This window comes from Kitasatospora sp. NPDC127060 (assembly GCF_042724935.1).
GTDB lineage: Bacteria > Actinomycetota > Actinomycetes > Streptomycetales > Streptomycetaceae > Kitasatospora.
Genome location: NZ_JBHXEG010000026.1, coordinates 1 through 23,815, shown reverse-complemented (window position 1 = coordinate 23,815; position 23,815 = coordinate 1). Strand labels below are relative to the sequence as shown.

Below are 23,815 nucleotides of genomic sequence, written 5' to 3'. Positions count from 1 at the left end.
ATAAGGGTGGGGGCCACACCCTGATGCGCCGGAAGGCGCCCGCGTGGAACCATCGGTGGCGTGGCAGCACCCGGTACCGATCCCCGTCCTCTCGCCCCCGACGCCGCGGCGTCGGCCGGCGCCGACCCGACCGCGCCCGACGGCGGGCGGCCGCCCTACCGGCGGCTGTACCGCAGCCCGCAGGGGCGGATGCTCGGCGGCGTCGCGCACGGCCTGGCGGTGCACCTCGGGCTGCCGGTCCGCTGGGTCCGGCTGGCCTTCGTGCTGCTGTTCTTCGCGCAGGGGATCGGCGCGCTGCTGTACGCGGCGTTCTGGTTCGTGGTGCCGATCGGCATCGGCGAGCCCTCGCAGCGCGCCGCCACCCACTGGGTGAACGTCAACGGCGTCTACGTCCCGACCTCGCCCTGGCTGCGGCCGGGCACCCCGCTGACCAAGCCGGGCGGGGGCGGCTGGATCGGGCGGCTGCGCGAACTGCTCCAGCACGCGCTCCAGGGCGAGCCGGTCGCGGTGACCGCCGCCGCCGAGGGCGGGGCCGAGGCAGACGTCCGACCCGCCGGCAAGGGCGGGCAGGGCGGCATCGGCCAGCTCGCCGCCCTGGTGATGGTCGTGATCGGCCTGATCGCCCTGCTGAACGTGCTCGGCTGGCAGACCGCCAAGCCCTACACCTGGCCGCTGCTGGCGATCGGCGTCGGCGTCGCGCTGGTCTGGCGGCAGGCCGACGACTCGCGCTGGCAGCGCTGGTTCGGCATCGAGGAGGGCGAGAAGCGGCGCAGCGCCTACACCCGGGTCGGCGCCGGCGTGCTGCTCGCGGTGGCCGGCACCATCGCGCTGCTCGCCATGCAGGGCAGCGGCTCCACCCTCGGCTCGGTCATCGAGGCCTCGCTCGCGGTGCTCGCCGGGGTGCTGGTGCTGCTCGGCCCGTACGGCCTGCGGCTGTGGCAGGACCTCGGCGCCGAGCGCACCGCCCGCATCCGCGCCCAGGAGCGGGCCGAGATCGCCGCGCACATCCACGACTCGGTGCTGCACACCCTCACCCTGATCCAGCGCCGGGCCGAGGACCCCAAGGAGGTGCTGCGGCTGGCCCGTTCCCAGGAGCGCGAGCTGCGGTTGTGGTTGTACCGCCCGGAGGCCGCCGCCGAGGCCGCGCCGGACACCATGGCGGAGACCCTGCGCGCCGCCGTCGCCGAGGTCGAGGACCGGCACGGCGTCCCGGTCGAGCTGGTGATCGTCGGCGACTGCCCGATGGACGACCGGATCGCGGCACAGATGCAGGCCGCGAGGGAGGCGACCGTCAACGCGGCCAAGTACGGTGGCGGGGGACCGGTCCAGGTCTACGCCGAGGTGGAGGGGAGGACGGTGTCGGTGTTCGTCCGCGACCACGGACCCGGCTTCGACCCCGACACGGTGCCCGAGGACCGGATGGGCGTACGGGAGTCGATCATCGGCCGGATGAAGCGCAACGGCGGCACCGCTCGGGTGCGGCCGGCGGCGGGCGGCGGTACCGAGGTCGAGCTGGAGATGGAGAGAACGAATGACTGAGGCAGCGCCGGAGCGCACGGCCAGGGTCGTCCTGGTGGACGACCACCGGATGTTCCGCACCGGGGTCCGGGCCGAGATCGGCCGTACCGACGTGACCGGCATCGACGTGGTGGGGGAGGCCGACGACGTGGACTCGGCGGTCCGCGTGGTCGCCGAGACCCGGCCCGACGTGGTGCTGCTCGACGTCCACCTGCCCGGCGGCGGCGGCGTCGAGGTGCTGCGCCGCTCGGTCGGCGTGATGGGCGAGCAGGGAGGGGTGAAGTTCCTGGCGCTGTCCGTCTCGGACGCCGCCGAGGACGTCATCGGCGTGATCCGCGGCGGCGCGCGCGGCTACGTCACCAAGACCATCACCGGGACCGACCTGGTCGACGCGATCTTCCGGATCGCCGACGGCGACGCGGTCTTCTCGCCCCGGCTGGCCGGCTTCGTGCTGGACGCCTTCGCCGCCACCGACACCCCGCCGGTGGACGAGGACCTGGACCGCCTCACCCAGCGCGAGCGCGAGGTGCTGCGGCTGATCGCCCGCGGCTACGCGTACAAGGAGATCGCCAAGCAGCTCTTCATCTCGGTGAAGACCGTGGAGAGCCACGTCTCCGCCGTCCTGCGCAAGCTCCAGCTCAGCAACCGGCACGAGCTCACCCGCTGGGCCACCGCCCGTCGCCTGGTCTGAGCCGCTGGTCTGAGCTGCGGAAGTCGGGTCCGAGCCCGTCCGGCCCCCGGGTTTCCCGGGCCGGGCGGGCTTGTCGGTGGGTGGCCATAGACTCGGAGTGCCATGAGTAGCCTCTTTGACGACCTCCCGCTCCCCGGTTTCGAGGCACCCGCCGCCGGGTCGAAGCAGCCCGCCGTGCCCGCCGCGCCCGCCGACGCGATCGACGAGGAGCCCCCGCCGTACGAGGACGAAACCCCGTACGACGCGTACGAGGAGGCGATCCCGGACGGACTGTTCCACACCGACCACGCCGCCGAGGCCGAGCGGGACGCCTGGTACCGCAACGGCGCCGCCCGGACGGTGGTGGACCCGGCGCAGCTGCTGGAGGGGATGAACGACCCGCAGCGCGAGGCGGTGCTGCACGCCGGCTCGCCGCTGCTGATCGTGGCCGGTGCCGGCTCCGGCAAGACCCGGGTGCTGACCCACCGGATCGCCCACCTGCTGGGTGCCCGCGGGGTGCAGCCCGGCGAGATCCTGGCGATCACCTTCACCAACAAGGCGGCCGGCGAGATGCGCGAGCGCGTCGAGGCGCTGGTCGGCCCGCGCGCCCGGGCCATGTGGGTGTCCACCTTCCACAGCGCCTGCGTGCGGATCCTGCGCCGCGAGTCCAAGCAGCTGGGCTTCACCTCCAGCTTCTCGATCTACGACTCGGCCGACTCCCAGCGGCTGATGTCGCTGGTCTGCCGCGACCTCGACCTGGACCCGAAGCAGTTCCCGCCGAAGTCCTTCACGGCGAAGGTCAGCAACCTGAAGAACGAGCTGATCGACGAGGAGACCTTCGCCGACCAGGCCGCCAACCCGATGGAGAAGAAGCTCGCCGAGGCGTACGCGCTCTACCAGCGGCGGCTGCGCGAGGCCAACGCGCTCGACTTCGACGACATCATCATGACGACGGTGAACCTGCTGCAGGCCTTCCCGGACGTCGCCGAGCACTACCGCCGCCGGTTCCGGCACATCCTGGTCGACGAGTACCAGGACACCAACCACGCCCAGTACACCCTGGTCCGCGAGCTGACCGGCGGCTCGGTGGCGGACGCCCCCAAGCGCACCGTGGACGGCGAGTTGGTGAACCCGGCGGCCGGGCGGCTGGCCGAGCTGCCGCCGGCCGAGCTGTGCGTGGTCGGTGACGCGGACCAGTCGATCTACGCCTTCCGCGGCGCGACCATCCGCAACATCCTCCAGTTCGAGGAGGACTACCCGAACGCCACCACGATCCTGCTGGAGCAGAACTACCGCTCCACCCAGACGATCCTGAGCGCCGCCAACGCCGTCATCGAGCGCAACGCCAACCGGCGCGAGAAGAAGCTCTGGACGGCCGGCGACCACGGCGAGAAGGTGGTCGGCTACGTCGCGGACGACGAGCACGGCGAGGCCCAGTTCATCGCCGACGAGATCGACCGGCTCACCGACAAGGGCGAGGCCAAGCCCGGCGACGTCGCGATCTTCTACCGCACCAACGCCCAGTCCCGGGTGTTCGAGGAGGTGTTCATCCGGGTCGGCCTGCCGTACAAGGTGGTCGGTGGGGTGCGCTTCTACGAGCGCAAGGAGGTCCGGGACGTCCTGGCGTACCTGCGGGTGCTCTCCAACCCCGAGGACACCGTGCCGCTGCGCCGGATCCTCAACGTGCCCAAGCGCGGCATCGGCGAGCGGGCCGAGGCGATGATCGACGCGCTGTCCGCGCGGGAGCGGATCTCCTTCGCCCAGGCACTCGTCCGGGTCGACGAGGCGTACGGGATGGCCGCGCGCTCGGCCAACGCGGTCAAGAAGTTCAACACCCTGATGGCCGGGCTGCGCCAGGTCGTCGAGTCGGGCGCGGGCCCGGCCGCGGTGCTGGAGGCCGTCCTGGAGGAGACCGGCTACCTGGCCGAACTCCAGGCCTCCACCGACCCGCAGGACGAGACCCGGGTGGAGAACCTGCAGGAACTCGCGTCGGTGGCGCTGGAGTACGAGCAGGACCCGGGTGAGCGGCCGGACGCCGGGGAGGACGGCGCGCCGCCGGTCGGCTCGCTGGCCGACTTCCTGGAGCGGGTCGCGCTGGTCGCCGACTCGGACCAGATCCCGGACGAGGACGAGGACGGGCAGGGCGTCATCACGATGATGACCCTGCACACCGCCAAGGGCCTGGAGTTCCCGGTGGTCTTCCTGACCGGGATGGAGGACGGGATCTTCCCGCACATGCGGGCGCTCAACCAGGTCAAGGAACTGGAGGAGGAGCGCCGGCTCGCGTACGTGGGCCTCACCCGGGCCCGCGAGCGGCTCTACCTGACCCGCTCGGTGCTGCGCAGCGCCTGGGGGCAGCCGGCCTACAACCCGGCCTCGCGGTTCCTGGAGGAGATTCCGGAGACGCTGGTCGAGTGGAAGCGGAAGGGGGCGGCCCAGGCGCCGGTCCAGCGAGGCTTCTCGTCGGGCTCGTCGGGTTCGTCCTGGGGCAAGTCCTCTTCCGCGGGCGGGAGTTCGCGCTCCTCCTCGTCCGGGTCGGCCTCGCCGAAGGCCGGCTGGGGGCAGACGGTGCGGCGCGGCGGCAAGGTCGTGGAGCGCGAGGTCGTCTCGCTGGCCGTCGGCGACCGGGTCACCCACGACACCTTCGGGCTGGGCACGGTGGTGGGCGTGACGGGCGTCGGCGACAACGCCCAGGCCGAGGTGGACTTCGGCTCCACCGGCCGCAAGCGGCTGGTGCTGCGCTACGCGCCGGTCGAGAAGTTGTAGCCGTCCGTCACCGAACTCCCGCCTGCGCGGCGGGAGTTCGGTGACGGACCGGAGGGCCTGCCCGGCGGATCTCGCCGGACGGGCCTCAGCGCGGGTCCAGCCCGTTCGAGAGGAACCAGGGCAGGGGGTCGACCGGACCGCTGCCCTGGGGTCTGACCTCGAAGTGCAGGTGCGGTCCGGTGCTGTTGCCGCTGCTGCCGACGAAGGCGATCACGTCGCCCTGCTTCACCGGCCCCTTGCGGACCTTGTACGCCCGCAGGTGGCAGTACCAGGCTTCGGTGCCGTCCGGCATCTTCAGTATCGACATGTAGCCGTAGAACGGGTTCCACTGCGTCCGGAGCGTCCCGTCGGTGACGGCGTACACCTCGGAACCGCCGTCCACCGGGAAGTCGATGCCGGTGTGGCGCCTGGCCCAGTGGGTGCCGGCCGCGCCGAACAGTTCGCCGAGGCCGTGCTGGGCCACCGGCATGACCACCTTGGGCTTGGCCGGTTCGGGCGTCGGGGTGGCGGTCGGGGTGGCGGTCGGCTGGCCGTCGCCGGGCTGGGCGGCGGTCAGTGGCTGCCGGGCGTCGCCGCGCGAGGCCTGGGCCTGGTCGGTGTTCGCGACCGCCTGCCGGGCCGCCTGCTCCGCGGCCGTCCGGTCGGGGGTGCCGGCCGCCGAGGCCTGCGGCGCCGTCTGGTCGGCCTGCTCCTGGACCACCACGGCGCCCGCCGCCCCGGCGACTCCGAGCGCGGCCACCGACGGGAGCGCGACCCGGAACAGTGCGGCCCGGGTGGCCGCCCTGGCGGCGCCGCGGCGCTGGGCGCGGGACTGCTCGCGGGCGGCGAGGCGCAGCTCCGCACGGGTCGGGCGGGCGGCTGCTTCGGGAGCCATCGGGGGCTGCCTCCTCGGTGGGCCTCGGGCACGTCATCGGGCGAGGTGAACAGCCGTGACTGTAGCCCTACGCTCCGTGCGCCGGAAAAACCGCCGGTTGTCAAGGGGTCGCACGGGGGTCTGCGCCGCGTCGGCACGGATGGTCCGCCGAGGGGCTTACTCGCTGGTAGCAAGGCCCGGAGCTGTGACTTTGCCCTCCTCTTGGGAGGCGGCTCGGCCAACCGGGCCGGGTGGCGCTAATCTCCCCTCAGGTCGGTTGGTTATCGACCGTTAACCGCACCCGTGGGCCCACAAGGTCCGGTCGGATGATGGACGACGAGGTCCAGGAGGCAGTCATGAGTGTGTCGGGGCCGATCCGTGTGGTGGTCGCCAAGCCGGGGCTCGACGGTCACGACCGTGGCGCCAAGGTCATCGCGCGCGCCCTGCGCGACGCCGGCATGGAGGTCATCTACACCGGGCTGCACCAGACGCCCGAGCAGGTGGTCGACACCGCGATCCAGGAGGACGCCGACGGCATCGGCCTGTCGATCCTCTCCGGCGCCCACATGACGCTCTGCGCGCGGGTGCTGGAGCTGCTGAAGGAACGCGACGCGGCGGACATCAAGGTCTTCTGCGGCGGGATCATCCCGCCCGAGGACATCGTCGAGCTCAAGGCGATGGGCGTCGCGGACATCTTCACCCCGGGCACGCCGACCCGGGACGTGGTGGCCTGGGTCGAGGCCAACCTGCGGGCGGCCGGCTGAGGTTCTGCCTGGCCCCGGGCCTGGCTCCGGGCCGGGTTCCGCCTGGGTTCGGGCCGGGTTCCGGCTGGATGCTCGGGCTGGGTTCGGGCGTCGAGCGGGCCGGTCCGTACGGTGGACCGGCCCGCTCGGGCGTTCCCGGCTCCCGGCTCCCGGCTCTTGGCTGCCGGCCCCGGGTGCCGTCGGCTCGTCGGCGGGCTCAGTTCGCCTGTGCCGTCAGCTCGTTCAGCATCGCGGCCCGGAAGCGCAGCGTCCCGGCCAGCCGGGCGAAGGTCTCCGACCAGGCGGAGTCGGGGGCGGCCTCGGCGGCCAGCTCCTCCACCGCGGCGGCCGTCCCGGGGGAGAGCGCGCGTTCCGTCATCCCCAGCACCCCGCTGTGGCTCCACGGGTACGCGCCGGAGGTGGCGGCCCGGGCCAGCGCCGCCACCACGGCGGTGGACAGCGGCGGCGTCCACGGGGTGGCGCAGGCACCGAGCAGTTGGAAGGCCTCGCCCAGGCCGTGCACCTCGATGAAGGCGGCCGTCCAGGCGGCCCGCTCCTCGGCCGGGAGGACGGCCAGCAGCTTCGCCGGGGCACCGGTGACCCGCGCGCCGCGGGCCCGGCCGGCGCCCCGGGTCGACGGGACGGGGGCCGGGCCGAGCAGCGCCCTGGCCCAGTCCGCGTCGTGCTGGCGCACGGCGGCGCGGGCCCAGGCCTCGCGCAGGTCGTCGGCCCAGCTGCTGCTGGTCTCGTCCACACTGTCGCCGACCCGCAGCGCGAGCAGCTGCTCGGGCGTCAGTCCGGTGCTCTCGGACCAGTCCGCCAGCGGCGTGGCGGCCACCACCTCGCCGAACCACCAGGCCCGTTCGCCGCGCCCGGTGGGGGACTTGGGGGCGATGCCGTCCCGCTGCATCCGTTCGTCGCACTCGGCGGGCGGGGTGACCAGCAGGTGGGTGCCGCTCCCGGCGAGCCGGACGGCGGCCCGGGCCCGCTCGGCCATCCGCCGGGCGAGGGCCGAGCCGGGCAGGGTGGAGAGCAGTTCGGCGGCGGTGGCGCGGACGTTCTTGCTGCGGTCGCCGAGGGCGGCCTCCAGGAAGGGTTCGTCGGCGAGGGAGAGACCGTCCTGGAGGGCGTCCAGGAAGAGCAGCCGGTCCTCGGCGCGTTCGGTCGGCCAGGTGGTGCGCAGCAGCTCCAGGCCGGCGGCCGGGTCGCGGCGGCGCAGCAGGGTGAGATGGGTGACCCGCTCGGCGAACAGGCCCTCGTGCCACGGACGGTGGTCGGGCGAGTCGGCCTGGCCGGCCGTGCCGGCGGCGTCGGCCGGGGCGGCCGGCTCGGGCGTGCCGGTGCGCAGTACGAACCGCCAGTCGGGGTTCTGCGCGGCCAGCCAGCGGCCGAGCGGACCGGCCAACGCGACGGCGTCGGGCCGCAGTTCGCTGCGCGCGCGGGCTGCGTCGAGTAGCCCGGGTATCAGCGCGGCGGGCGGCCGCAGGCCCTCGGCCCGGGCGGTGGCGAGCCACTGCGGCAGCAGCTCGGCCAGGTTGGCCAGGGTGCCGCCGCCGCTGCCCCCGGCGCGCCCGGCCAGCAGGACGGCCAGCCGGCGGGCGGCGGCCTCGGGCAGCTCCGGGCGCCGGTCCTCGGGCGCGGGCGGCCCGAGTGGCTCGGTGGCCGGTACGGGCAGGGCGCCGGCCCGGCGGCGGACGGTGGCCAGCGCGGCCAGCTCCAGCAGCGCGGTGGCCGGGTCGGAGCGGTCCACGGCGTCGGCGAGCGGCAGCCCGGTGGCGGGCAGCGGGCGCCGGTCGGTGCCGAGCAGGGCGCTGGTCCGTAGGGGCTCCCACGGGTCCTGGGTGATCGTCATCGTCGGTGCTCCTAAACGGAAGTGAGGCCGACCGGTCGGTGTTCGGCGGTCCAGGCGGTGACCGGGGCGAAGCCCTGGTGGCCGTACTCGCCGAAGACCGTCAGCGGGCGGCCGGTGGAGACCGCGGCCAGCCGCCACAGCGCCGCCTCCGGGACGGCCGAGGGGCGGACCGGGGCGGTGTGGTGGCCGTCCGTCAGGTGCCAGCCGTCCGGTGTGCGGACCGGGACGACCCCGGCGAGCACGGTCGGCCAGCTGTCCAGCCACGGGTCGTCGGCCACCGCGGTGCCGTACTCGGCGACCGCCTCGGCGACGGTGAGCCCGGCGGGCGGGGCGGCCGGGCCGGCCTCGGGGGGGCCGTAGCGGGTGCCGAGCGCGGCGCGCAGCGGGCGGGCGCCGGGGTGGTAGCCGAGTTCGGCCTCCAGCAGGTGGCCGGTGGGCAGGGTGAGGTCGGGGGCCTGGCCGGGGCGGCCGAAGGCCAGCAGCAGGGCGTGGCGGCCGGTCTTGGCGCCGCGCAGCCAGACCCGGCGGGTGGTGAGCCGTTCGTCGGCGCCCCCCTCCATCGGCACTGTGCGGCTGCCGAGCACCAGCCAGCGGTCCCGGACGGTCGGCCCGGAGAGCACCTCGGCGGCGTCCAGGGTGTAGCCGACCCGGGCGCGGACGGTGGCGGCCAGGTCGGGCGGCAGCTCGTCGAGCCGGGTGGCGGCGGTGGCGAGCAGGTGCAGCATCGCGTACTCCGCCAGCAGCCGGTCCTCCGGCAGGGTGTCCAACTCCCTTACCCGGGCGGCCAGCCCGGAGGCCTGGGCGTCGACCATCCGGGCCGCGACCTCCTCCCAGGGGCCGGCCGTGGACTGGTCGGCCAGGCCGTGCCGGATCCGGTCGGCCAGCCGCAGCCGCAGCTCGGCCGCGCCGGCCGCGACCCGGGCCCCGCGCTTCTCGGCCCGGCGGCGGGCGGCCTCCGGGTCGACCGGGGTGGCGGCGCGCTTCTCGGCGCGCTCCCGCCGGGCCCGGAGCCACTCGTCGGCCCAGTCGGCGGGCTCGCCGGACGGCACGGCCTCGGGGGCGCCGCTCCACAGCAGGAGGAGCCCGAGCGCGTGCTTGCACGGGAACTTCCGGCTGGGGCAGCTGCACTGGTAGGCGGGCGTGGCGAGTTCGATCACGGTGCGGTAGGGCGTGCGGCCGCTGCCCCGGCACTCGCCCCAGAGCGCGGCGCCGTCGGTGCCCGTCCCGGACCAGGGCGCGGGCGAGGACAGCTTGCCCGCGGCCTTCTGCGACGCGCCGTCAGGGGCCAGGGACAGGACGTGTTCGGTGCTCCAGCGTTCCTCCATGCGACCGACCGTAGGCGGGGGCACTGACAGTGGCTGACTGCCCGTCGCACGGCCGTCCGTCGGACTGTCAGTGCCGCGTTGCAAGGTGGTTCCCACAGGCCGGGACGCCGACCTGGCTCCCCTGGAGCGTGTCCTTCCGAGCTTCGCCGAGCCCGTGGCGACCCGGCCGGACGCGCCCCCGATCACCCTGCCGCCCGGGCACCCGTACGCCCGGCGGCCGACCTCAAGGAGCCCCCATGACCGACGTTCTGCGGCAGCACGCCGAGGACGCCTTCGCCGGCGAACTGGCCGCGCTGGCCGCGCAGGACGACCGTCCGCGCCCCGAGCGCTGGAAGCTGTCGCCGTGGGCCGTGGCGACGTACCTGCTCGGCGGCGAGCTGCCCGACGGCACCCGGATCACCCCCAAGTACATCGGCCCGCGCCGGATCGTCGAGGTCGCCGTCACCACCCTGGCGACGGACCGCGCGCTGCTGCTGCTCGGCGTGCCCGGCACCGCGAAGACCTGGGTGTCCGAGCACCTGGCCGCCGCGATCAGCGGCGACTCCACGCTGCTGGTGCAGGGCACCGCCGGCACCCCCGAGGAGGCCGTCCGGTACGGCTGGAACTACGCCCAACTGCTCACCCACGGCCCCAGCCGGGACGCCCTGGTGCCCTCGCCGCTGATGCGGGCGATGGCGGACGGCAAGATCGCCCGGATCGAGGAGCTCACCCGCATCCCGGCCGACGTGCAGGACAGTCTGATCACCATCCTGTCCGAGAAAACCCTGCCGGTACCGGAGTTGGGCGGCGAGACCCAGGCCGTGCGCGGCTTCAACGTGATCGCCACCGCCAACGACCGCGACCGCGGCGTCAACGAGCTGTCCAGCGCGCTGCGCCGCCGCTTCAACACGGTGGTGCTGCCGCTGCCCGGCTCGCTGGACGAGGAGGTCGACATCGTCACCCGCCGGGTCGGCCAGCTCGGCCGCTCCCTCGACCTGCCCGAACTGCCGGGCGGTGCCGAGGAGATCAGGCGGGTGGTGACGGTCTTCCGCGAGCTGCGGGCCGGCCTCACCGTGGACGGCCGGACGAAGGTCAAGACCCCGAGCGGCACCCTCTCCACCGCCGAGGCGATCTCGGTGGTGACCAACGGCCTCGCCCTGGCCACCCACTTCGGCGACGGCGTGCTGCGCGCCGGGGACGTGGCGGCCGGCATCCTCGGTGCCGTCGTCCGCGACCCGGTGGCCGACCGGGCCGTGTGGCGCGAGTACGTCGAAGGGGTGGTGCGCGAGCGCGACGGCTGGAAGGACTTCTACCGCGCGGCCCGCGAGGTGACGGCGTGACCTCGGAGGTCGCCCTGCTGGGCATCCGGCACCACGGGCCCGGCTCGGCCCGGGCGGTCGCGGCGGCGCTGGCGCAGTGGCAGCCGGACGCGGTGCTGATCGAGGGCCCGCCGGAGGCCGACGCCGTCGTGCACCTCGCCGCCGAGAAGGACCTGGTGCCGCCGGTCGCCCTGCTCGCCCACGCGGTGGACGACCCGGCGCGGGCCGCGTTCTGGCCGTACGCCGAGTTCTCCCCGGAGTGGGTGGCGATCCGGTACGCCGTGGACCGCGACCTGCCGGTCCACTTCATCGACCTGCCCGCCGCCCACGGCTTCGCGCCCGTCCCCCGGGAGGACGCCGAGGAGGCCGCCGACGACGTGCCCGCCGACGACCTGCCCGCCGACGACCTGCCCGCCGACCCGCTGGCCCTGCTCGCCGAGGCCGCCGGCCACGACGACGCGGAGCGCTGGTGGGAGGACGTGGTCGAGCACCGCGCCCCCGGCGCGGACGCGCTGGCCCCGTTCGCCGCCGTCGCCGAGGCGATGGCCGCATTGCGCGCCGAGGGCCTCGGCGAGTCCCGCCGGGACGAGCTGCGCGAGGCCCACATGCGCCAGCGGATCCGGGCCGCCCGGCGCGCCGGGTACGGCCGGATCGCCGTGGTCTGCGGCGCCTTCCACGTGCCCGCGCTGGCGGCGATGCCCACCGTCGCCCACGACAGGGCGCTGCTCGCCGGCCTGCCGAAGAAGGTGCGGACGGACATCACCTGGATCCCGTGGACGCACCGCCGGCTCTCCCAGGCGGCCGGTTACGGCGCGGGCATCCAGTCGCCCGGCTGGTACCACCACCTGTTCACCGCCGTGGGCGACCCGGTGCCGCGTTGGCTGACCCGGGCCGCCGACCTGCTGCGCGCTGAGGACCACCCGGTCTCCTCCGCCCATGTCATCGAGGCGGTCCGGCTCGCCGAGACCCTCGCCGTCCTGCGCGGCCGCCCGCTGGCCGGGCTGACCGAGACCCTGGACGCCGTCCGCGCGGTGCTCTGCGACGGCTCGGACGTCGCCCTGGAGCTCGTCCGGGACCGCCTGGTGGTCGGCGACGCGCTCGGCGAGGTGCCGGACGCCGCCCCGGCGGTGCCGCTGCAGCGCGACCTCGCCCGGCTGCAGCGCTCGCTGCGGCTCAAGCCGGAGGCGGCGCCCCGGGACCTCGACCTCGACCTGCGCAAGGACACCGACGCGGCCCGCTCCCGGCTGCTGCACCGGCTGCGGCTGCTGGGCGTCGAGTGGGGCGTGCCGGCCCGTTCCGCGGTCAACTCCACCGGCACCTTCCGGGAGAGCTGGCGGTTGTGCTGGCAGCCCGAGTTCGCGGTCCGGATCGCCGAGGCCGCCCAGTGGGGCACCACGGTGGCGGAGGCCGCCGTCAACAAGGCGGTCGGCACCGCCCGTGCCGCTGTCGAACTCGCCGAGCTGACCGGCCTGGTGGAGACCTGCCTGCTGGCCGGACTCTCCGGTGCGCTGCCCGCAGTGATGCGGGTGCTCGCCGACTGCGCGGCCCTGGACACCGATGTCGCGCACCTGGCCGGCGCACTGCCCGCGCTGGTCCGCGCGCTGCGCTACGGCGATGTGCGCGGCACCGACCACGGCGCGCTCGCCGAAGCCGCGGAGGGCCTGGCCGAGCGGGTCTGCGTCGGACTGCCGCCCGCCTGCGTCGGGTTGGACGCCGAGAGCGCGACGGCGATGCGGGCCCGGATCGACGAGGTGCACGGCGCGATCGCCCTGCTCGCCCCGGACACCGCCACCGCCGGCACCGCCGAGGCCGCCGCCGGGCCCGACGAGGGCCTGCCCGCCCGCTGGGCCGCCGCCCTGGGCTCGCTGGCCCGCCGCGAGCCCGCCGGGGGGCCCGCCACCGGCGCCCCCGGTCTGCTGCGCGGCCGCGCCGTGCGGCTGCTGCTGGACGACGGCCGGCTGGACTCCGAGGAGGCCGGCCGGAGGCTGCGCCTGGTGCTGTCGACGGCCAACGCCCCGGCGGACGCGGCCGGTTGGGTCGAGGGCTTCCTCACCGGCGGCGGCGCCCTGCTGCTGCACGACCCCCGGCTGCTCGCCCTGCTGGACGAGTGGCTCAGTGGGGTCGGCGGCGAGGTCTTCACCGATGTCCTGCCCCTGCTGCGGCGCACCTTCGCCGGCCTGGAGGCGGGCGTGCGCACCGCCATCGGCGGCCGGGTCGCGGCCGGCCCGCTGGGCGCGGCCCCGGCGGCGCCCGAGGCGACCGGCGAGCTCGACCGGGAGCGCGCCGACGCCGCCGTCCCGGTGCTGGCCCTGCTGCTCGGCGTCCGGCCGTTGATCCCGCGCCAGGCCACCGGCCGCAACACCTGACCCCCGCCGTCCGAGGAGGATCCGATGGCAGCGACCCCGACCGACGAACGCCCGACCGACGAACGCCCGGCCGACGAACGGCTGCGCCGCTGGCGCCTGGTACTGGGCGGCGAGGCCGACGGCACCGGCCGCACCCTGCGCGGCCGTGACGCCGCGATGGACGGCGCCCTCGCCGCGCTCTACCGGGGCACCCCCGAGGAGGGCGCCCGCGCGCCCCGCGGCGGTCGCCGCAGTGCCGGGCTGGGCGGCTCGGCCCCGCAGGTGGCCCGCTGGCTGGGCGACATCCGCGAGTACTTCCCGTCCACCGTGGTCCAGCTGATGCAGCATGACGCGATCACCCGGCTCGGCCTGGACCGGCTGCTGCTGGAGCCGGAGACGCTGGAGGCCGTCGAGCCGGACGTGCACCTGGTCGGCACCCTGCTGTCGCTCAAGCACGCGCTGCCCGAGACCACCCGGGAGTCCGCCCGGGCCGTGGTCGGCAAGGTGGTCGCCGATCTGGAGCGCCGGCTCGCCGACCGGACCAGGGCCACCCTGGGCGGCGCCCTGGACCGCAGCGCCCGGGTGAACCGGCCGCGCCACCGGGACATCGACTGGGACCGGACGATCCGGGCCAACCTGAAGAACTACCTGCCCGAGCACGGCACCGTCGTGCCCGAGCGGCTGGTCGGCTACGCCCGCGCCCAGCGCGCGGTGAAGAAGGACGTCGTCCTCTGCGTCGACCAGTCCGGCTCGATGGCGCCGTCGGTCGTCCACTCGGCGGTGTTCGGCGCGGTGCTGTCCTCGATGCGCACCCTGGACACCCGGCTGGTGGTCTTCGACACCTCGGTGGTCGACCTCACCGAGCAGCTGACCGACCCGGTCGACGTCCTGTTCGCCACCCAGCTCGGCGGCGGCACCGACATCAACCGGGCGCTCGCCTACTGCCAGTCGAAGATCACCCGGCCCTCCGAGACCATCGTGGTGCTGATCAGCGACCTCTACGAGGGCGGCATCCGGGACGGCATGCTGCGGCGGGTCGCCGCGATGAAGGCGGCCGGGGTCCAGTTCATCGCGCTGCTCGCGCTCTCCGACGAAGGGGCGCCGGCCTACGACCACGCCCATGCCGCCGCCCTGGCCGCACTGGGCGCCCCGGCCTTCGCCTGCACCCCGGACGCCTTCCCCGAGATCATGGCGGCGGCGATCGAGAAGCGCCCGATCCCCGGGCACCTGATCAAGGGGGCTGACCAGGGAGTGTGACGAGTTCACCCGGGCGGGTGAAGTCGCCCGATCGGCGGACGGGCCGTCCGGGCCGGTCTGTGACGGTTCTCACCCAAGCCGGACAGGGCCCCGGGCGGAACGGGCCCGTCCCACGGGGATAACCTGCCAGACGGACGTGACGCGCGTGTTGATTGACGTGTGCGCCCGGGGCTGTGCGGGCCGCAAGGCCGTACCTCTGCGTACCCGCACCGCTTCGACGACCCGCAGCGAAGATCCTGCCGTGGCACGCTCGTAGAGACACAATCCGCGACCACGAACAAGGACAAACACGTGGACCTGTTCGAGTACCAGGCGAGGGACCTCTTCGCCAAGCACGGCGTGCCCGTGCTTGACGGCGATGTCATCGAGACCGCCGCAGACGCTGCCGCCATCGCGGAGCGCTTCGGCGGCCGTGCCGTCGTCAAGGCTCAGGTGAAGGTGGGTGGCCGAGGCAAGGCCGGTGGCGTCAAGCTCGCCGCCGACCCGGCGGACGCCGTCGCCAAGGCCGAGCAGATCCTCGGCATGGACATCAAGGGCCACACCGTTCACAAGGTGATGCTGGCCCAGACCGCGGACATCAAGGACGAGTACTACGTCTCGTTCCTGCTGGACCGCACCAACCGCACCTTCCTGGCCATGGCCAGCGTCGAGGGCGGCGTGGAGATCGAGGTCGTCGCCGAGGAGAACCCCGACGCGCTCGCCAAGATCCCGGTCGACGCCAACGAGGGCTGCACCCCGGAGAAGGCCGCCGAGATCGTCGCCGCGGCGAAGTTCCCGGCGGAGGTCGCCGACCAGGTCGCCGAGGTCCTGCAGAAGCTGTGGAAGGTCTTCATCGCCGAGGACGCCCTCCTCGTCGAGGTCAACCCGCTGATCAAGTCCGGCGAGGGCAAGATCATCGCGCTCGACGGCAAGGTCTCCCTGGACGAGAACGCGGACTTCCGCCAGCCCGAGCACGAGGCCCTGGAGGACAAGGCCGCGGCCAACCCGCTGGAGGCCGCCGCCAAGGCCAAGGGCCTGAACTACGTCAAGCTCGACGGCCAGGTCGGCATCATCGGCAACGGCGCGGGCCTCGTCATGAGCACCCTCGACGTGGTCGCCTACGCCGGTGAGAAGCACGGCGGCGTCAAGCCGGCCAACTTCCTCGACATCGGTGGCGGCGCCTCGGCCGAGGTCATGGCGAACGGCCTGGAGATCATCCTGGGCGACCCCGACGTCAAGTCGGTCTTCGTCAACGTCTTCGGTGGCATCACCGCCTGTGACGCGGTCGCCAACGGCATCGTGCAGGCCCTCGCGCTCCTGGAGAGCAAGGGCGAGAACGTCAGCAAGCCGCTGGTCGTCCGCCTGGACGGCAACAACGCGGAGCTGGGTCGCAAGATCCTCGACGACGCCAACCACCCGCTGGTCCAGCGCGTGGACACCATGGACGGTGCGGCCGACCGCGCCGCCGAGCTGGCCAACAAGTAAGGAAGGGGACTTAACACCATGGCTATCTTCCTTACCAAGGACAGCAAGGTCATCGTCCAGGGCATGACCGGCGCCGAGGGCATGAAGCACACCCGCCGCATGCTCGCCTCCGGCACCCAGATCGTCGGCGGTGTCAACCCGCGCAAGGCCGGCACCACGGTCGACGTCGACGGCACCGAGATCCCGGTCTTCGGCTCCGTCGCCGAGGCCATGAAGGAGACCGGCGCCGACGTCTCCGTCCTCTTCGTGCCGCCGGCCTTCACCAAGGCCGCCGTCGTCGAGGCCATCGACGCCGAGATCCCGCTGGCCGTCGTCATCACCGAGGGCGTTCCGGTGCACGACACCGCCGCCTTCTGGGCGTACGCCGGTTCGAAGGGCAACAAGACCCGGATCATCGGCCCGAACTGCCCCGGCCTGATCAGCCCCGGACAGTCGAACGCCGGCATCATCCCGGCCGACATCACCACCTCCGGCAAGATCGGTCTGGTCTCGAAGTCGGGCACCCTGACCTACCAGCTCATGTACGAGCTGCGCGACATCGGCTTCTCCTCGGCCGTGGGCATCGGCGGTGACCCGGTCATCGGGACCACCCACATCGACGCCCTCAAGGCCTTCCAGGAGGACCCGGAGACCGAGATCATCGTCATGATCGGTGAGATCGGTGGCGACGCCGAGGAGCGTGCCGCGGCCTACATCGCCGAGCACGTCACCAAGCCGGTCGTCGGCTACGTCGCGGGCTTCACCGCCCCCGAGGGCAAGACCATGGGCCACGCCGGCGCCATCGTCTCCGGCTCCTCGGGCACCGCCCAGGCGAAGAAGGAGGCCCTCGAGGCCGCCGGTGTCAAGGTCGGCAAGACGCCGTCCGAGACCGCCCGCCTGGCCCGCGAGATCATCGCCGGCTGACCCAGGTCACCCGCGCGGTGAGCGCCCCCGCCCTCCTCGGGCGGGGGCGCTCGCCGTTTCCGGAGCCGGGGCGTGCCTCAGCGTGTGGGCCCGGTGCCGCAGGGCAGCGGGGACCAGCTCGGGCACGCCGCCGGGTCCTGCTGCGGGGGCGGGGCGGCGCCCCGGGCCGCGACCGGCAACTCCCAGCGGGCGACCGCCTGCGCCTGCGGCTCCGCCACCACCGCCGCCAGCCCGGGCGCCGGACTGCACCACAGGCTGCTGATGCCGTTCGGCGCCCCGCCCGGAAGCAGCGGCACACCCGGCTCGGCCACCTCCGCGGTCGGGGCCGGCACGCACAGCGCGGGGACCGGCGGCTCCGGCCGGTGGAACAGCGCCGCCGGGCGCAGCCCCGCGAGCGTCGCCACCGTGGCCCCGCCCACCGCCACGGTCAGCAGCACCGCCGCGCCCGTCCGGCTCGCCGTCCCCAGCCGGTGCTTGGCCCGCAGCACCGGCACCGGCGCCCGCGGCGGCTCCGGGCAGCCCCGGACCGCCGCCCGGTGCAGCAGCCTGCTCAGCCCGTCCGCGAACCCCGGCGCCGCCGGGTCCGGCCCCACCAGCTCCGGCACCCACTGGGCCAGCGCCGCCCGGGCCGCCCACACCCGCCCCTCGGCCGCCGCCTGCGTGGACTCCACCTCCACCGCGATCGCCGCCGCCGGCAGCCCCAGCCCGTCGTGCAGCAGCAGCGCCCGGCGCTGCGGCCGGGACAGTCGGCGCAGGGCCTTCAGCAGCGCCTTGTCCCGGTCGGTCAGCCGGTCGTGGTCCGGCAGCACCGACTGCGCCTCGTCGGCCGGCCGCACCCGGATCCGCCGGTGCGGCAGCGTCCACGCGTGCACCCGCCGGGGACCGCCCCGCCGCCACGGCGACAGCGCCAGTTCGCAGGCCCGCACCCGCACCCAGCCCTCCGGGTCCCCCGAGCCGACCACCCCGCCCCAGTCCTGCCGGGCGTCCCCGAAGGCCCGGCGCACACAGTGCACCGCCCGGTGCCGGCACGCCGTCAGGAGGAACACCTGCTGCACCAGCCGGGTGTGCGCGCCCTCGTACAACTCCTCGAAGCTCTCGGTCAGGTCCCGCCCGTGGCCCGCCTCGGTGAGCGCCTGGCTGATCCGCTCGCGGGCGTCGGCGGTGTCGCGCTCGGCGGTGTCGCGCTCGGCGGTGTCGCGCTCGGTCGGGGCGACGACCGGGGTCGAGGCCGGGCCCGGCGGAGTCTTGCGTTCGGCCCCGGCCGGGCCGCGTGCCGCGTCGGGCGACGGTACGGCCGGCGTGGCCTTGGCCTTGATCTGGGCCCGGGCCTTGGCCTCGGCGGGGGCCGGGGCTGCGGTCCGCCTCCCGGCCCGGTCGGCGGCCGTGTCGTGGCCGTCGCGCCCGGCGGCCTTGTCCGTGCCGCGTCCGGCGGGGCGCTGCTCCTTCCGCGCGTCCTTCCGCGCGGCGACGGCGGGGGGCGCCTTCGGCCCGGGGCGGGCCTTGGACGGCGGGCGGGTGCCCCCGTCCGTCGGCCGTACGGCCGCTGGGGTGGCCGGGGCGCCGGGTTCGCCGTCGGCCGTCGGCCGGCCGGTGCCGGGCTCTCCGGTGGTCGGGGTGGTCTGTGTCATGCCGCTGCGTTCTCCCGGGGCTGTGGGGGTCACTCGCGTGCGGTTGGGGTCGGCGGGGGCGGCCGGGGGGCGCCGGCCCGGGCCGGTGGGGGGTGCGGTTCCGAGCAGGGCGATGGCGGCGGCCTCGGTGGGGCAGCCGAGTTTGCGCATGGCCCGGTGGAGATAACTGCGGGCGGTCGTGGGGGTGACGCCGAGTGCGGCGGCGGTTTGGTCGAGGCCGTGGCCCGCGGCCAGGTGGGCGAGGGTCTCGGCCTCACGGGGGGTCAGCTTCCGCAGCGGGTCGGCGGCTCGGGTGGGGGGCGTGGTCATCAGACGCTCCTGGCCGGGGCGGCGGCGGCTTGGGGGCAGGGTCTGAAAAGGCGCATAAGACAATAATCTGGGACACGGCGGCGGTTTGCTGGTTCACGGGGCATGGCGAGTCGCCTTGGCACCATGAGGCGCATGACGCAGCTGATGGGCCGTCCGGTCCTGCAAGTGCCGGGCGAATTGGGTGGACGCCCGGTGCTGGCCGACCTGTTGGCGGGGGTGCGGACGGCGCTGGTCGGCCTGGCGGTGGTCGGGGTGCCGGTGCTGGGGCTCTGGGTGGCGACGCCGTACGCGGACTCGGACGCGGCCGGAGCCACCCGGTTGGCGGGTGCCCTCTGGCTGCTCGGGCACGGCGCGCCGGTCCTGCGCGGGGGAGCGGACGCCCCGCTGACGGTCACTCCGCTGCTGCTCGGCGCCCTGGCGGTGGTGCGGCTGTACCGGGCGGGGGCCGGGGTGGCGGCGCGGCGCGGGCTGCGCTCGCGCTGGGGCGGCCCGGTGGCGCTGTGGGCGGGGTACTGCGCGGTGGCGGCGGCGGTGGCGCTGCACTGTACGGGGACCGGGCTGTTCCGCAGCCGGGTGCTGCCGGACCTCCTGGCGGTGGCCCTGCTGGCCGGGCTGGCGACGGCGGCCGGCGTACGGTCCGTCGAGCCGGGGGGTCCGGGCGCCGAGCCGCTGTTCGACCGGCTCCCGCCGGGCTGGCGGCCGACCGGCGGCACCGCCGTGGTGGTCCGGGCGGCGGGTGCGGCCGGGGCGGGCCTGGTCGCGGCGGGCGGGCTGCTGGTGGCGGTGGCGGCGGTGCTGGACGCGGTGTTCGGCGGGGGGCGGGGGATGGCGCTGCTCGGCGGCGGGCCGGCCGCGCTGGCCGGGCTGCTGCTGCTCACCGTGGTGCTGCTGCCGAACGCGGTGCTGTGGGGCGCGGCGTACGCGCTGGGCGCCGGCTTCGAGGTCGGCGCCGGCTCGCTGGTGTCGCCGGTCGGCGCGCGGCTCGGTCCGGTGCCGGACTTCCCGCTGTTCGCCCTGCTGCCCCAGGAGGGCCCGGGCGGCTGGAGACTGGCGGCGCTGCTGCTGCCGCTGCTGGCGGGGCTGGTGCCGGCCGTCCTGCTGGGCCGGGCGGCGGCGGGGGGCCGGACCTCCGCCGAGCCGTGGCCGCCCGCCGCGACGGTGACGGCGGCGCTGGCCGCCGCGGCGCTGCTGGGCGCCGGGGCGACGGTGCTGGGCTGGCTGGCGGGCGGGGCGCTGGCGGCGGAGCGGATGGCCCGGCTGGGGCCGGTGCCGTGGTGGACGGGCCTGGCGGCGGCCGGCTGGCTGGCCCTGGTGGCGGTGCCGGGCGCCCTGCTGGTCCGCCACCGCGTGCTCGGCCCGGTGGGGCCCGGGCGCGCGGCGGACGGCACGGGCGCGGACGACGCCGAGGCCGACCTCAACGCGCCGGCGTTCGTGCCGGGCGCCTACGCCCGGCTCACGCTCCGGGCTCGCCGGAGCGTGCTGGAGCTGCGCGCCGGTGCGTACGCCGTGGTGCTTCGGCTGGGCGGCCGGCCCCCCACCGACTGACCGGGCCGGTCGGCCCCTACTCGGCGTTCCCGGCGAAGTCCACGTACCACTGGGGCGCGTACCGGTCGCAGTTCTCGGCGCCGACGTTGGTCAGCGAGTCCTGCACGCAGGTGACGTAGTCCTTGTAGTAGACGCCGAGCCCGATCACCGAGGTGGCGACCACCACGGTCATCGCGCCGGTGAGGATCCCGGCGAGCGCGGCCGGGGTGAGCGGGTTGGGCGCCGGGATCCCGGCGGGGCCGACGCCGCCGGCGGGGGCGGGGGCGGGGGCGGCGGGCCGCTTGGCCCGCAGCGCGCCGATGCCCCAGGCGATGCCGAGCAGTCCGACCAGCAGGGCGATCCAGTGGAAGCCCGCGAACAGGCAGACCAGGGCGAAGGGCCCGGCCAGTGCGGCGTTGCGGGCCTTGCGGTGGACCGGGTCGGTCGGGTCGAGGCGGGGCGGCTGCGGGGCCTGGGGGCGCCGGCCGGGGCCGCCGTCGCCGGAGCCTTGGCCCCACGGGGGCGGGAGCGGGGGGCGGTCGCCGGACTGGTCGCCGCCCTGGCCGGCCGGGTGCCCGCGGTCGCCGTCCGGGCCCTGGCCGGGCCAGGGGTTGCGGGGGCGCCACGGCTGGTCCGGGGCGTCCGCGGGCGGCGGCGCGAAGGGGTTGCGCTCGTCGGTGTCGTCGCCGCTGCTCATGGGTTCAGCCGTTCCTTCTCGGTCGGGGCTCGTTCGGGGGCCGCCCGGGAGCGGTCTTCCCCGCCCCAATGATCCCGCAAGCGTTCGAGAGCCCGGTGGGGGCCTGCCCGGACCCGCGCGGGCCGCGGGCAACTCCGGCGCGGCGGGCCGAGGAGATCCCCGTCTCAACTACGCGCGTAGCGCCGCAGGGAGGGTGCCGGGGCTCTCCGACCAGCCGTTATCGTGGTGACGGTCAGCAGCTCACCCAGGTTCCCGGGGCCCGCGTCGCGGCGGGTTCTCCTGGTGTTCCCCCTCGCTCGACCTGCCGTTCGTAGTGGCCCCACCGCCGGTGGACGTACCAGCGGGCGGCGCCCGACCTACGGAGAATCGCGCAGTGGCCGCCGCCCCCGCCCAGCTCTTCCCGCCCCGTACGCCCGGACCGGCCCGCCTGGTGGTGCTGGTCTCCGGCTCCGGTACCAACCTGCAGGCACTGATCGACGCCGTCGCCGACCCGGCCTACGGCGCCGAGATCCTGGCCGTGGGCGCGGACCGGGACGGGATCGTCGGGCTGGAGCGCGCCGAGCGGGCGGGCCTGCCGACCTTCGTCCACCGGGTGAAGGACTTCGCGGACCGCGCCGACTGGGACCGCGCGCTGACCGCCTCCGTCGCCGCCCACCAGCCCGACCTGGTGGTCACGGCCGGCTTCATGAAGATCCTCGGCCCCGAGTTCATCGCGGCCTTCGCCGGACGGATCGTCAACACCCACCCCGCACTGCTGCCCGCCTTCCCCGGCGCCCACGGCGTCACCGACGCGCTCGCGTACGGGGTCAAGGTCACCGGCTGCACCGTCCACCTGGTCGACGCCGGCGTGGACACCGGGCCGATCATCGCGCAGGGCGTCGTCGAGGTCGTCGACGCCGACCACGCCGATGGCGGCGACGCGCTGCACGAGCGCATCAAGACTGTCGAGCGCAAGCTGCTCGTCGACGTCGTGGGCCGGCTGGCCCGCGAAGGTCACCGCATCGAGGACCGAAAGGTATGGATTCCGGCATGAGTGCCAGCTCCACCACGCCCCCCGTTTCGGAGAACATCCGTCCGATCCGTCGCGCGCTGATCAGCGTGTACGACAAGACCGGTCTGGAGGAGCTGGCCCAGGGCCTGCACGCCGCCGGGGTCGCCATCGTCTCCACGGGCTCCACGGCCGGCCGGATCGCCGCCGCCGGCGTCCCGGTGACCGAGGTCTCCGAGCTGACCGGCTTCCCGGAGTGCCTGGACGGCCGGGTGAAGACGCTGCACCCCCGGGTGCACGCCGGCGTGCTCGCCGACCTGCGCCTGGAGTCGCACCGCGCCCAGCTGGCCGAGCTCGGCGTCGAGCCCTTCGACCTGGTCGTGGTGAACCTCTACCCGTTCAAGGCCACCGTCGCCTCGGGCGCCACCCCGGACGAGTGCGTCGAGCAGATCGACATCGGCGGCCCGAGCATGGTCCGCGCCGCCGCCAAGAACCACCCCTCGGTGGCCGTCGTGGTCGACCCGGCCCGCTACGCCGACGTGCTGACGGCCGTCCGCGAGGGCGGTTTCGACCTGGCCACCCGCAAGCGCCTGGCCGGTGCCGCGTTCGCCCACACCGCCGCCTACGACGTGGCCGTCGCCTCCTGGTTCGAGGCCGGCTACGCCCCCAGCGACGAGCGGTTCCCCGAGTTCCTGGGCGCCACCTGGGAGCGGCAGAACGTGCTGCGCTACGGCGAGAACCCGCACCAGGGCGCCGCGCTGTACAGCGACGGCACCGGCGGCCTGGCCGGCGCGCAGCAGCTGCACGGCAAGGAGATGTCGTACAACAACTACGTCGACACCGACGCCGCCCGCCGCGCCGCGTACGACCACGCCGAGCCGACCGTCGCGATCATCAAGCACGCCAACCCGTGCGGCATCGGCACCGCCGCCGACGTGGTCGAGGCGCACCGCAAGGCGCACGAGTGCGACCCGGTCTCCGCGTACGGCGGCGTGATCGCGGTCAACCGCCCGGTCACCGTCGAGCTGGCCGAGCAGATCGCCCCGATCTTCACCGAGGTCGTCGTGGCCCCCGCCTACGAGGACGGCGCGGTCGAGGTGCTGGCCCGCAAGAAGAACCTGCGGGTGCTGGTCGCCCCCGGCGCCCCGGCCAACCGCCAGGAGGTCCGCCCGATCTCCGGGGGCGTGCTGCTCCAGGACGCCGACCGGGTGCACGCCGAGGGCGACGACCCGGCGAACTGGACGCTGGCCACCGGTGAGGCGCTCTCCGGGGCCGAGCTGGCCGAGCTGGCCTTCGCCTGGCGGGCCTGCCGGGCCGTCAAGTCCAACGCGATCCTGCTGGCCAAGGACGGCGCCTCGGTCGGCGTCGGCATGGGCCAGGTCAACCGGGTCGACTCCTGCAAGCTCGCGGTCGAGCGGGCCGGCGAGCGGGCCAAGGGCTCGTACGCGGCCTCGGACGCCTTCTTCCCGTTCCCGGACGGCCCGGAGATCCTGATCGCGGCCGGCGTGAAGGCGATCGTCCAGCCCGGCGGTTCGATCCGCGACGAGCAGGTCGTCGAGGCCGCCCAGAAGGCCGGCGTGACGATGTACTTCACCGGCGCGCGGCACTTCTTCCACTGATCTTCCAGTGATCTTCCGCTGAGTCGCACGAAGCGGCCCGGCCCCCTCCGAGGAGG

Annotated in this window: 17 protein-coding genes; 12 read left to right on the top strand and 5 right to left on the bottom strand. The window is 75.1% G+C overall.

Translation table 11 applies throughout. The features are described 5' to 3' along the window. Window positions 1-189: 189 nt before the first annotated feature. The 3 genes from ACFWIS_RS16775 (at window position 190) to pcrA (ending at window position 4,954) form a co-directional block, all read left to right on the top strand. The gene (locus tag ACFWIS_RS16775) at window positions 190-1,539 is read left to right on the top strand and encodes a PspC domain-containing protein (RefSeq protein WP_380462216.1); all 1,350 of its coding nucleotides are present in this window, start codon (window positions 190-192) and stop codon (window positions 1,537-1,539) included. After that, the gene (locus ACFWIS_RS16770; protein WP_188306707.1) at window positions 1,532-2,209 is read left to right on the top strand and encodes a response regulator transcription factor; all 678 of its coding nucleotides are present in this window, start codon (window positions 1,532-1,534) and stop codon (window positions 2,207-2,209) included. Before ACFWIS_RS16775 ends, ACFWIS_RS16770 begins: the two co-directional genes overlap by 8 nt. A gap of 102 nt (window positions 2,210-2,311) precedes the next feature. After that, complete coding sequence (gene pcrA / locus ACFWIS_RS16765) at window positions 2,312-4,954, top strand: DNA helicase PcrA (RefSeq protein ID WP_380462215.1); 2,643 nt, start codon at window positions 2,312-2,314, stop codon at window positions 4,952-4,954. Window positions 4,955-5,039: 85 nt separating this feature from the next. On the opposite strand, the gene ACFWIS_RS16760 is transcribed toward pcrA, so the two are convergent. Then, window positions 5,040-5,828, bottom strand: coding sequence for a M23 family metallopeptidase (locus ACFWIS_RS16760; RefSeq protein WP_380462520.1), 789 nt, complete (start codon window positions 5,826-5,828; stop codon window positions 5,040-5,042). 335 nt (window positions 5,829-6,163) lie between these two features. Between ACFWIS_RS16760 and ACFWIS_RS16755 the strand changes: the two genes are divergently transcribed. Further along, window positions 6,164-6,571 carry a cobalamin B12-binding domain-containing protein gene (locus ACFWIS_RS16755; protein ID WP_380462519.1) on the top strand — a complete coding sequence of 136 codons (408 nt, stop codon included), beginning with the start codon at window positions 6,164-6,166 and terminating at the stop codon, window positions 6,569-6,571. Between the two features lie 196 nt (window positions 6,572-6,767). Here the strand turns inward: ACFWIS_RS16755 and ACFWIS_RS16750 are convergent, their stop codons facing one another. Then, a complete protein-coding gene (locus tag ACFWIS_RS16750) occupies window positions 6,768-8,402 on the bottom strand; it encodes a DUF5691 domain-containing protein (protein ID WP_380462518.1) in 1,635 nt (544 codons plus the stop codon). A gap of 11 nt (window positions 8,403-8,413) precedes the next feature. Next, window positions 8,414-9,727 carry an SWIM zinc finger family protein gene (locus ACFWIS_RS16745; RefSeq protein WP_380462517.1) on the bottom strand — a complete coding sequence of 438 codons (1,314 nt, stop codon included), beginning with the start codon at window positions 9,725-9,727 and terminating at the stop codon, window positions 8,414-8,416. 236 nt (window positions 9,728-9,963) lie between these two features. On the opposite strand from ACFWIS_RS16745, the gene ACFWIS_RS16740 reads away from it, so the two are divergent. From ACFWIS_RS16740 to sucD, 5 genes are all read left to right on the top strand, one after another. Beyond that, window positions 9,964-11,046, top strand: a complete 1,083-nt coding sequence (locus ACFWIS_RS16740) for an AAA family ATPase (protein ID WP_380462516.1) — start codon at window positions 9,964-9,966, stop codon at window positions 11,044-11,046. Continuing rightward, complete coding sequence (locus ACFWIS_RS16735; protein WP_380462515.1) at window positions 11,043-13,391, top strand: DUF5682 family protein; 2,349 nt, start codon at window positions 11,043-11,045, stop codon at window positions 13,389-13,391. The genes ACFWIS_RS16740 and ACFWIS_RS16735 overlap by 4 nt, the downstream gene beginning before the upstream one ends. Window positions 13,392-13,415: 24 nt before the next feature. Next, window positions 13,416-14,627: a VWA domain-containing protein gene (locus ACFWIS_RS16730; RefSeq protein WP_380462514.1), complete on the top strand. Its 1,212-nt coding sequence runs from the start codon at window positions 13,416-13,418 to the stop codon at window positions 14,625-14,627. A 291-nt stretch (window positions 14,628-14,918) separates the two neighbouring features. Beyond that, a complete protein-coding gene (gene sucC / locus ACFWIS_RS16725; RefSeq protein ID WP_380462513.1) occupies window positions 14,919-16,091 on the top strand; it encodes an ADP-forming succinate--CoA ligase subunit beta in 1,173 nt (390 codons plus the stop codon). 18 nt (window positions 16,092-16,109) lie between these two features. Continuing rightward, on the top strand, window positions 16,110-16,994 hold the full coding sequence (gene sucD / locus ACFWIS_RS16720; RefSeq protein ID WP_380462512.1) for a succinate--CoA ligase subunit alpha: 885 nt from the start codon (window positions 16,110-16,112) through the stop codon (window positions 16,992-16,994). Between the two features lie 77 nt (window positions 16,995-17,071). Here the strand turns inward: sucD and ACFWIS_RS16715 are convergent, their stop codons facing one another. Then, entirely contained in the window at window positions 17,072-18,931 is a 1,860-nt protein-coding gene (locus ACFWIS_RS16715) for a LuxR C-terminal-related transcriptional regulator (protein ID WP_380462511.1), read from the bottom strand. A 132-nt stretch (window positions 18,932-19,063) separates the two neighbouring features. Here ACFWIS_RS16715 and ACFWIS_RS16710 point away from each other — a divergent pair, with 132 nt between their 5' ends. Then, complete coding sequence (locus tag ACFWIS_RS16710) at window positions 19,064-20,476, top strand: DUF6350 family protein (RefSeq protein WP_380462510.1); 1,413 nt, start codon at window positions 19,064-19,066, stop codon at window positions 20,474-20,476. Window positions 20,477-20,492: 16 nt separating this feature from the next. Here ACFWIS_RS16710 and ACFWIS_RS16705 read toward each other — a convergent pair whose 3' ends face one another. Next, window positions 20,493-21,152, bottom strand: coding sequence for a hypothetical protein (locus tag ACFWIS_RS16705; protein ID WP_380462509.1), 660 nt, complete (start codon window positions 21,150-21,152; stop codon window positions 20,493-20,495). Window positions 21,153-21,525: 373 nt separating this feature from the next. Here ACFWIS_RS16705 and purN point away from each other — a divergent pair, with 373 nt between their 5' ends. Further along, the gene (gene purN / locus ACFWIS_RS16700) at window positions 21,526-22,185 is read left to right on the top strand and encodes a phosphoribosylglycinamide formyltransferase (RefSeq protein ID WP_380462508.1); all 660 of its coding nucleotides are present in this window, start codon (window positions 21,526-21,528) and stop codon (window positions 22,183-22,185) included. Further along, window positions 22,182-23,759, top strand: coding sequence for a bifunctional phosphoribosylaminoimidazolecarboxamide formyltransferase/IMP cyclohydrolase (purH, locus tag ACFWIS_RS16695; protein WP_380462507.1), 1,578 nt, complete (start codon window positions 22,182-22,184; stop codon window positions 23,757-23,759). Before purN ends, purH begins: the two co-directional genes overlap by 4 nt. The last annotated feature ends 56 nt before the right edge of the window (window positions 23,760-23,815 follow it).

What these genes read in the sequence shown, in the direction of transcription:
- ACFWIS_RS16775 (WP_380462216.1), top strand. Translation starts at nt 190, where the DNA reads ATGCTCGGCGGCGTCGCGCACGGCCTGGCGGTGCACCTCGGGCTGCCG.
- ACFWIS_RS16770 (WP_188306707.1), top strand. Translation starts at nt 1,532, where the DNA reads ATGACTGAGGCAGCGCCGGAGCGCACGGCCAGGGTCGTCCTGGTGGAC.
- pcrA (WP_380462215.1), top strand. Translation starts at nt 2,312, where the DNA reads ATGAGTAGCCTCTTTGACGACCTCCCGCTCCCCGGTTTCGAGGCACCC.
- ACFWIS_RS16760 (WP_380462520.1), bottom strand. Translation starts at nt 5,828, where the DNA reads ATGGCTCCCGAAGCAGCCGCCCGCCCGACCCGTGCGGAGCTGCGCCTC.
- ACFWIS_RS16755 (WP_380462519.1), top strand. Translation starts at nt 6,164, where the DNA reads ATGAGTGTGTCGGGGCCGATCCGTGTGGTGGTCGCCAAGCCGGGGCTC.
- ACFWIS_RS16750 (WP_380462518.1), bottom strand. Translation starts at nt 8,402, where the DNA reads ATGACGATCACCCAGGACCCGTGGGAGCCCCTACGGACCAGCGCCCTG.
- ACFWIS_RS16745 (WP_380462517.1), bottom strand. Translation starts at nt 9,727, where the DNA reads ATGGAGGAACGCTGGAGCACCGAACACGTCCTGTCCCTGGCCCCTGAC.
- ACFWIS_RS16740 (WP_380462516.1), top strand. Translation starts at nt 9,964, where the DNA reads ATGACCGACGTTCTGCGGCAGCACGCCGAGGACGCCTTCGCCGGCGAA.
- ACFWIS_RS16730 (WP_380462514.1), top strand. Translation starts at nt 13,416, where the DNA reads ATGGCAGCGACCCCGACCGACGAACGCCCGACCGACGAACGCCCGGCC.
- sucD (WP_380462512.1), top strand. Translation starts at nt 16,110, where the DNA reads ATGGCTATCTTCCTTACCAAGGACAGCAAGGTCATCGTCCAGGGCATG.
- ACFWIS_RS16715 (WP_380462511.1), bottom strand. Translation starts at nt 18,931, where the DNA reads ATGACCACGCCCCCCACCCGAGCCGCCGACCCGCTGCGGAAGCTGACC.
- ACFWIS_RS16710 (WP_380462510.1), top strand. Translation starts at nt 19,064, where the DNA reads ATGACGCAGCTGATGGGCCGTCCGGTCCTGCAAGTGCCGGGCGAATTG.
- ACFWIS_RS16705 (WP_380462509.1), bottom strand. Translation starts at nt 21,152, where the DNA reads ATGAGCAGCGGCGACGACACCGACGAGCGCAACCCCTTCGCGCCGCCG.
- purH (WP_380462507.1), top strand. Translation starts at nt 22,182, where the DNA reads ATGAGTGCCAGCTCCACCACGCCCCCCGTTTCGGAGAACATCCGTCCG.